The sequence below is a fragment of the Candidatus Magnetobacterium casense genome, from assembly GCF_019173545.1.
In the GTDB taxonomy this organism is placed as follows: domain Bacteria; phylum Nitrospirota; class Thermodesulfovibrionia; order Thermodesulfovibrionales; family Magnetobacteriaceae; genus Magnetobacterium; species Magnetobacterium cryptolimnobacter.
In genome coordinates, this window is the sequence record NZ_JABXWD010000137.1 from 1 (window position 1) to 8,948 (window position 8,948).

Annotated in this window: 7 protein-coding genes and 1 pseudogene; 6 read left to right on the forward strand and 2 right to left on the reverse strand. The window is 49.3% G+C overall.

All coding sequences use genetic code 11. From position 1 onward, the window contains the following. The 5 genes from HWQ67_RS08800 to HWQ67_RS08820 all read left to right on the forward strand — a co-directional run. The coding region (locus HWQ67_RS08800; protein WP_218252313.1) for a putative toxin-antitoxin system toxin component, PIN family at window positions 1-326 on the forward strand (326 nt) is incomplete at its 5' end. 261 nt (window positions 327-587) lie between these two features. Beyond that, complete coding sequence (locus tag HWQ67_RS08805) at window positions 588-2,387, forward strand: B12-binding domain-containing radical SAM protein (RefSeq protein ID WP_218252314.1); 1,800 nt, start codon at window positions 588-590, stop codon at window positions 2,385-2,387. 357 nt (window positions 2,388-2,744) lie between these two features. Beyond that, window positions 2,745-4,373 carry a PAS domain-containing sensor histidine kinase gene (locus tag HWQ67_RS08810; protein ID WP_218252315.1) on the forward strand — a complete coding sequence of 543 codons (1,629 nt, stop codon included), beginning with the start codon at window positions 2,745-2,747 and terminating at the stop codon, window positions 4,371-4,373. Between the two features lie 424 nt (window positions 4,374-4,797). After that, window positions 4,798-5,430, forward strand: a complete 633-nt coding sequence (locus HWQ67_RS08815; RefSeq protein WP_218252316.1) for a response regulator transcription factor — start codon at window positions 4,798-4,800, stop codon at window positions 5,428-5,430. Between the two features lie 73 nt (window positions 5,431-5,503). Next, window positions 5,504-7,426, forward strand: a complete 1,923-nt coding sequence (locus HWQ67_RS08820; protein ID WP_218252317.1) for a glycosyltransferase — start codon at window positions 5,504-5,506, stop codon at window positions 7,424-7,426. Window positions 7,427-7,468: 42 nt separating this feature from the next. Here HWQ67_RS08820 and HWQ67_RS20505 read toward each other — a convergent pair whose 3' ends face one another. Continuing rightward, on the reverse strand, window positions 7,469-7,570 hold the full coding sequence (locus HWQ67_RS20505; protein ID WP_425340714.1) for an SBBP repeat-containing protein: 102 nt from the start codon (window positions 7,568-7,570) through the stop codon (window positions 7,469-7,471). A gap of 197 nt (window positions 7,571-7,767) precedes the next feature. Between HWQ67_RS20505 and HWQ67_RS08830 the strand changes: the two genes are divergently transcribed. After that, window positions 7,768-8,388, forward strand: a complete 621-nt coding sequence (locus HWQ67_RS08830) for a hypothetical protein (RefSeq protein ID WP_218252319.1) — start codon at window positions 7,768-7,770, stop codon at window positions 8,386-8,388. On the opposite strand, the pseudogene HWQ67_RS08835 reads toward HWQ67_RS08830, so the two are convergent. Next, window positions 8,380-8,948 (reverse strand): annotated as a pseudogene (locus HWQ67_RS08835) (hypothetical protein); the annotation flags it as partial. The gene HWQ67_RS08830 and the pseudogene HWQ67_RS08835 overlap by 9 nt on opposite strands.

The window sequence follows — 8,948 nt, forward strand, 5'->3', positions numbered from 1 at the left end:
TACTGAAAAATGTTATTTCAAAACATGAGATTTTCCTTTCATCGGGCATTGTTCAAGAGTATCAAGAAGTAATATCGCGAATTAAGTTTAAACCTGGAGCCGTTAGCGAGTTTAAACTCATTCTTTCAGAGATTTTAAAAGCAGCTACGATAATTGAACCAGCGCAATACTCTTTTAATCTGCTTGACCCTGACGACGAAGTTTACCTTGCCACGGCTTTAACGGCTAAGGCTGATGTGCTTATTACCGGAGACCGCAAACATTTTTCCTTTTCTCAGTATGAAGGCATTTTAGTCTTAAGCCCAAGCGAATTCCTAAAAATATAGTATACGTATCCTCTTTATATTTCATGGTAGCAAAAGAAAGAAAGGGGCGGCTCCGCCCCCCTTCAGAACCCCCTGCAAGGGGGCCAGCCCCCTTGACCCCTTCCTGCGAAACATTTTACCATGCTTTTTTAAGAGGATACCTATATTGGGGTATGGCAAACAACAGCGTTTAATATATTGCTTGCAAAACATCACATGCTGTGATACCATAAAAAGTGACAAGCGAGATGACATGTTCAATCTGCACATAAGGGCGCATTGATGCGGGTGCTGTTTGCCAATGTTCCGTGGCACGAGCGTGATGTCACGGGCAGGGGATGGCGCGGGATACGGGCGGGGTCCCGCTGGCCCCACACGCTGCCATGCTACGGGGAGGATATGGTTGGCGGATACATGCCGTTTCCGATATTTCTTGCAACTGCCTGTGCTCTGTCTGCCAGGAGCGGGTTTGAGGCCGTCATCAGAGACAGCATTGCAATGGGTGAGGGCTATGACGCATTTTACCGGTACGTGGAGGGGTTTAATCCCCGGGCAGTTGTCATCGAAACCTCAACACCCAGCTTGCGAAACGATCTCGGGGTTGCCCGGGACATAAAGGCCATCCTGCCACAGACGCTTGTCATCTTCTGCGGGATACACTTCGAGCTGCAACAGGAGGGGTTTCTGTCAGACCATCCGGAGATAGACTACGCCGTCTATGGTGAGTACGAAGTGCCGGTAAACGAGCTGCTCATTGCCATCCGTGATTCACGGTCACCGGAGGGACTTGGCAATCTGCTCTGTCGCCTGGGAGATGGCGTGCTGAAAACCCCCGCCGGTGCGCTGACAGACTTAGAAGACCTCCCCTGGCCTCATCGCGATGGATTGCCACTGGACAACTACCACGATGGCGTGTGTGGGCTGCAACGACCGCAACTACAGATAACCTCAACGCGTGGATGTCCGTTTAAGTGTATATTTTGCGTTTGGCCGCAGGTGGTCTACCGCAGCAACAAGTATCGCAGGCGTCCTGCCACTGACGTGGTGCATGAAATAGCCGCAAACGTCGCCAGGCATCCATACCGGAGCTTCTACATAGATGACGACACATTTAACGTCAACCGCCAACACGTCCTTGAGATGGCCCGACTGATCAGGGAGCATGGGTTGTCGAACATCCCCTGGGGGATCATGGCCAGGGCCGACCTGATGGATGAGCAGATGCTGGTTGCCCTCAAGGATGCCGGCCTGTACAGCCTCAAGTACGGGGTTGAGTCGGCAGACCAGACGGTGCTGGATGAGATCGGGAAGCGTCTGGACCTGGACAGGGTCAGAGAGATTGTCCGCTTCACGAAAGAAATCGACATAAAGGTGCATCTGACCTTTACGTTTGGCCTTCCCAGCGACACGGTTGAGGGGATCGAGCGCACGATAGACCTGGCGTGCAGTCTGGTGGCGGACTCTGTACAGTTTTCAATAGCCACGCCGTTTCCCGGCACCAGGATGTATGAGATGTATCAGGACAGGGGCTGGATCACCACGCATGACTGGGACCGCTACGATGGCTCAAAGACTGCCGTGGCACGTACGAACCATTTCAGCGCCGAAGAACTTGAGCGGTTTGTAACGCTTGCCTACCAGCGTTGGGGTAGGGCAAAGGCCGGGCAGTTTGGCGGGGAATTCAGGGTGGTGTTCAGGGACAGGTTAGGTACACGGTTGTCCCCCGGGGCACGGGTGTTGTTGCTCCAGAGTGCCACGTACACGTTGACGCAGGAGTTGCTGCGACAACTCAACGACATGCCCTACGAGGTGCATCTCATGCTACATGAGCGGTTTGTCGGCGTCTTTGACGGTTTGATTGCCCCGGAGCGGATGCATGTCTTTAGCAACACGGCAGACTTCAGGTACGAGCTGTTGAGCGATTTTGCCGTCAACCTCCGGCAGAGGTATCAGTTTGCCGGCGTGGTGATCCCCTACAGCAATCCAAACGGCAGCGGCTACGACGAAGTGGAGAGGGTTGCCCTGCTGGCCGGTGCCACAATCGTCGCAGGGGTTGGAAACAACGGCTGCATCGTCAGATAAAAAAGAACTATGGTTTCGCAGTTTCTGGATTCCTGTTTACACAGGAATGACCCCTGTTCGAGCCAGGGGCAGGCATGGACGGGCCAAAAACGCCATTTGCTGTCATTCCCGCGAAAGCGGGAATCCATTTTTCAAGCCGTACAAAACGCCTATTTAGGAAAAAGTGCGAAAGTATAGAAAAGAAAAAACCTTCGACCTTCGGAGTGCATTTGCAAAAAGTCTTCAGAGTATGATAGATTAATTTGTTAGGAATGGGAGTGTTGAATATGTGACATGTGATACGGAAAAGGTATGTACATAAGAAAAATAGTATTTTTCTCAGAGGTGTTTGTGTCTGTCTTGCTAACAGTTTCAGTCATGTTTGCTGCAAGAGAGATCGAACCAAATAGTGAGTACCGTGAGATAGTAATAGATTTATGTCTGGCAGTAGTGGCTACATTATGGATAACAAACAGAATAACAAAACCGCTAAATGAAGAAATAGCAAAGCGTAAGTGTATCGAGGAGAGTTTGTTGGCAACCAACGCACAGTTAGATGCGTTGATTAACACCATACCTGATATAATCCACTTTAAGGATAAAGACAGACGTTTAATCCTGGTTAACAGGGCATATGAGGAGTTCATGGGGCTTGCCAGAGAGTCTTTAACAGGCAAACGTTCTGAAGAATTTTTCCCGCCATCATTTGCTGAAACGGTAAGGCAGAGTGACGACGAGGTTGTACGCCTAAATAGCTTGTGCAGATGTGAGCAAAAAATGACAACCCAGGAAGGCGTCACGTACTTCGACACCATAAAGGCACCAGTATTTGACAGTGCAAGAAACCTTATCGGGATATTGGGAATAAGCCGGGATATCACAGACCGTAAGCAAGTTGAAAACTCCCTGCGTGAGAGCGAAGAAAAATATCGCACCCTGGCAGAAAGCAGCAAAGATATCATAGCACGCATTAACTCAAAGGGCGAATACCTGTACATAAATCCTGCCATTAGTTTATATTTGCCGGAGAGTCACGAAGAACTCATCGGAAAGACATGTCAGCTATTTGGAATCTCAGAAGACAAAAGCTGCTGCCATAATGTATATGGACGTAAGGTCTTTGAAACAGGTCAACCCCAGGAATTCGAATTTGAGCTTGAAAGCCCCAGTGGCAAATACTTTTTTAACTGGCGATTATTCCCTGAATATGACGGCAGCGGCAAGGTCGGGACGGTCGTCGTCGTGGCGCGTGATATAACCAACCGCAAAGCAATGGAAAACCGCCTTAGGGCTGAGATACTCCATCGCAAAGAGACAGAGCAGAAGCTGCATATGCTCACATCGAGGATGATTTCCTCACGCGAGGATGAGCGAATCATCCTCGCTCGTGATATCCACGACGACCTGGGACAGATACTGACCGGCTTAAAGATCGACGTGTCTTTGCTGATAGCACAGATGACAGCATCAAGGCATGACAGCTCTGCCATTGATAAGCTGTTGTCGATATCGTCCTCCATAGATGCGGCCTTTGGCAGCATACGCCGGATAGTCACTAATCTGAGGCCAATGGAGCTGGATAAACTGGGGCTGCTGCCGGCAATCAGGTCTTATCTGGAAAATTTCCAGCAACGCAGCGGGATTTCCTGTGAGCTTTGTAGCAACACAAATAATATAAAGCTGGACAGTAACAGTGAGATAGCGCTGTTCAGGATATTTCAGGAGTCCCTGACAAACGTTATGCGCCATTCAAATGCCTCCAAGATTTTTGTTATAATAGAGGAGGATAATATATGCTTGAGGTTGTCGGTAAGAGATAATGGCGATGGCATAAGTGACTCCGAGTTATCGGAGACAGGTTCATTCGGCATTATGGGAATGAAAGAAAGGGCGCTGATGATAGGAGCAGAGATAAGCATAAAAGGAGAAAAGGGTGTTGGTACCCAGGTAACGGTCTCTATAGTTACTAATTTTATGAACAACTATGGAAAATCCAATGCAAATTAGTTTTTTAACACAGGGACCATATGCTCCTGTGGAGATTGTTAATTCAGGATTAAAGATAGACATTACATCCGATAATCCAGGGTATTTTAGATTATCTTTATCCTACTTAACATCCGTACCCATCTACAACAATTGTTCTATTCATAGCATTGGACACCAACTACTCTATGAAATAGCTGTAGAAATTTCAACCAGCAAAGCCAGCTTCGTTATAGTTTCACTTAAACCCATTAGTTTTTACATAATTTGGGTTTTGAAATTACAACCTCATAACCAATCTCTCAAAGATCAACTTTACGGTTTAAACCTACCATGAATGTTATTGCTTTGTCAAGTAGTTTTTTGCCTGTATGTTTTGCTATGCTTGTATATATTTGGCTATACATTCAGTTAATTTTTACAATACCCAAAGGAGCTTAGGATTATGATTAAGATTATGGCAGTAGATGATCACCCTGTTGTTTTAAAGGGGATCGAAAATATCCTCTCTACTCAGAGTGACATGAGTATAGTTGCTCAGGCCGGCAGTGTTTCCGAGTGTATGGAGCTTATAGGCAAGGTCGATTGTGAGGTTGTTATCCTGGATATATCACTACCTGACGGTAGCGGCTTTGACATTCTTGAGGCTTTAAAGGCCAGGAACCCAAAACTTCAGATTATAATACTAAGCATGCTTCCTGATGATAAGTTTGCCATACGCGCCTTTGAAAACGGTGCTGCCGGTTACATAAACAAGTCAACGGTGGCAGATGAGTTGGTTGATGCTATACGGGCCGTGGCCTCAGGCAACAAGTACATTACCCCGGAGATGGCACAGAAGCTGGCCAGACACGTTGACAGGTTTCAACAGGAAAAACTGCCCCATGAAGCGCTCTCAGAGCGGGAGTATCAGGTGATGCTGATGCTGGCCTCCGGGATGCTCCTCAAAGATATCGGCGCCGAACTCGGTATCAATCTCAAGACCGTCTCCACCTATAAAGACAGGATTAAGAACAAGATGAAGCTCAAGACAAAAACGGAATTGATAAAGTATGCCATAAGAAATAAGCTGATATGACGCTGATTCCGGTATTGATCTATTGAAACGTACTTACGTTACTTCAGAAACTGATATCCCCCTTTCAGTTGTAATGGTTGGAGCGCTCTCTATTCGGTATGTCAGGGACAACTGGGTCGAAACGGCAGGGCGGATGTACGATGCAACGTTTATAGACGTCACCCCGATGCTCAACGCCTACAAAAACGGCTACCACGAGTTCTATATCCTCAGGGTGCTGAGGCAAAGACACTACGACTGCATGTTCTTCTACCCCGATGCGATAAACTCGGATTTTTCGGACAGATTCTTTGACCTGGTCCGGGGTGGAGGCACCCCGATAGCGGCCTTCTACGCAGACGATGAACCGGAGCTGTGGTATAAACAAAACACCCCCTACGACCACCGGTTTGACATAGTGGGTACGCACTCGCTCAACGCCCTCAGGCGGCGACAGGCGGAGGGCAGGGGGGAGAACTTCATCTTTATGCCTTGGAGCTTTAACCCCCTGTTCTTTAACCGCATCGACGGGGCAGATAAACTCTACGATGTCCTGTACGTTGGCGAAAACCTGATCAGCCGGGAAAACCCTCAGATATGCCTCCGCGACGGACGCCTCAGACAAAGGGTACTTGAGAGCGTGTATGCACACGGCAAGGAACATGGCTACAGCCTTACGGTCTTTGGTCCGGGGTGGGACAGACATCCGGTACTCAAACAATGCTACGGCGGCATCCTCTCAAGCGTGCAGATGGCCGAGGCCTACAATCGGGCAAGGATAGTCCTCAATTTCGGTTTCTCCGGCGACGGTGATGAGGACATCCTGAACTACCAGACCAAACTGCGCCACTTTGAGGCGGCAGGGTGTGGCGCCTTCCAGCTCGTCAACCAAAACCCCGAACTGGTTGGATTGTTCCCCGATGATGCCGGAATTGCCTACTTCAGCACCCTGGAGGAGTTAAACGACAAGATACTCTACTTCCTCACGCACGACCGCATCAGACAAGAGATGTCCAACCGCATCTACGACATTGCACACTCCACCCACACGGTCCGCAATCGCCTCGAAACGCTCATTGGCAGCTTGCCCCTTAAGCAGTCACGACCCAAAACACACCGCAGCACCAGAGCCGCCATCAAGACCATCCGGTACGACAACAACGATATGGCAATGTCGCTCCTGCGGCAATTGTCACAAGCGGACGCCGCCGATAGTGAACAGACGGCGTTTCACCTTGTCCCCGACACCCTGGAGTGTTACGACATAAACTACAGCCTGCTCAGTGGCGATGCCCATTCACCGGAGACCGCAATCACGGCGGTTAGGACGTTTTTGCAACTCGCCTGCCTGCATCACAACCCCTTGCAGCGCAAGAAGGAAAACATCACCGGTGTGATGCTAAACGAAAAGGTCAACACACGCCGCACCGATCCCCGAATCATAGACTATATCCGCAGCGCCATGCCCGTCATCGACGACGGTGACTACATCATCCCACTGCTCAACCTGATAATCCCCGCAGGATACATACAAGCCGTTGCGACCGCATTTTTAGCAAACGACATCGGGGCATTTGCAACGCTGCCGTGCTTTTACAGCGGGCTGATTGTAAACGACATGGGCATAGACGGCACCTTTAAGGCGGACTTTCCACCTCTGTACATCGCCTGCCTGGAGCGTGCCATTGGCAACATGGTCATGGCGGGTCAGTGTGTACTGATCTACGGTGGACGAGGCACCATGGCCGACAACGTGATCGCACTGTTTAACCGACACAGCGAGTTAGACGTAATCGGGATCGTTGACGGGGACATAAAGCAGGCACAGGTTGGCCGATACAACGTCTGCAGGTACGAGGACATCGAATCCCTCAAGCCCGACGTGATCGTAATTGCAGCCGAGTACTCCGGGCGTAAGATATACGACGCCATCAGGCACCTTGAGGCAACAACAACGATCCTCCCCCTTTACAACCTCAGCGAACCAGTCTGGAGCGTCATCCTCTACGACGTGTGATTAATTTTAAGTAAACATAGGGATTGTCTGAACCAAGATTGATCACTTTGCTCCCTTGACATAGGCGTTACCAGCGCTGTCTATAGCTATATCATTACCACTTTTACTGCCACTCCCCCCCAAGTAGGTGGAATAAGACAACACAGGGTCCAGAACAAGAGCGTATGCGCTGTCCCACTTGTCTACCTTGAACCCTACCAGGTAGTTGTAACCCCCTTTCTTTGCTTTCTTCCTATCAATGACCTTAAAGCCGCCGGCACGGTAAATTTGTTCTCACGTCATGTCCTTAAATGTGCTGAGTTTTTTGACATTCGCAAATAGTCAAAGACCATACGGACACTATGGTTAAGTTTTCGCATTTTCTCTGCTACACTGCGTACTTCCTTGTATGTGATAATGGCGACGGCAAACCGTCTAAGGCGGGTAATATTCTCTGGTCCATAACCAGAGCATATTCGACCATGGTCTTCATCATATGTACGGTCACGATGACGGCGGAGAAGATATTTGCCATCGAGTTTAAGAAGGCCATCACCGGTAAGAAGCCGAAGAAGGACTTTAGCGGCGATGGCAAGAGCAACGTCATATGGCAGAGCTCCACAACGGGCGACGTGGCGATCTTGCAAATGGATGGTATAACGATAAAGGGTGCAGACTTCGTGAAGCCTAAAGCTGGTGCGGCCAGTGTAATGGCACCGCTAAAGGAGCACAGGTCAGGCGCCGATTCCTGGGACATGAATACCTCCGGCGACTACAACGGCGACGGCATCAATGACATGCTCTTGCAGGACGGCTCAACTGGTGATGTCTACATGTGGTTTATGGACGGCAACACGATCAGCTCCGGAGGCTACGTTGAACAAGGCGTGCCAAGTCAGTGGAGCATCTATAAACGCAAATCAGCCACGGGGAGGGGCAGGCACGAGGGAGGCTTGCCCTCCCCTGCTTCGTTACTACAGTAGCTCTTCAATTTCCATGATGTCATTTGCCGTTATCAGTGCATCAGTTATCGCATAAAGCTTGGTTTCATCTTTATAAGTTTTGATCTTAGGCATAAGCGATAAACCACGTTCGCCAAATTTTCTCCTCAGCAAAATCTCAATCGAATTTTGCATACCTCTTACCTGACCTTCTGACAAGCCTTCTACCCGGCCTTCTACCCGGCCTTCTACCCGGCCATTCTCTATGCCCTTCTGCACTCCTTGCATGAACCTTATATCCGTTTCCAAGTCGTATACTATCGGCATCTTATCCACCTCCTCTATTATGATCTCTTGCATATCTCTCAACTTTGAAAAGACCTCTGTTTCCTTTATATACATCGACAGGTCTAATCCTCCGATAACACTTGCCACCAGTTCCCTTAAAATCTCCCTTGCAAATGACCGCTCGTCCCGCTCCCCTCTGTCGCACAAGATCGACATGGCTATCTCCTGAGGCACGCCGGAGTACAGAAACCGCTCACAGGGGATCGTCCTGATATCGATCAGTTTGTACTCGTAATGGACGCCAGGCATGTCCA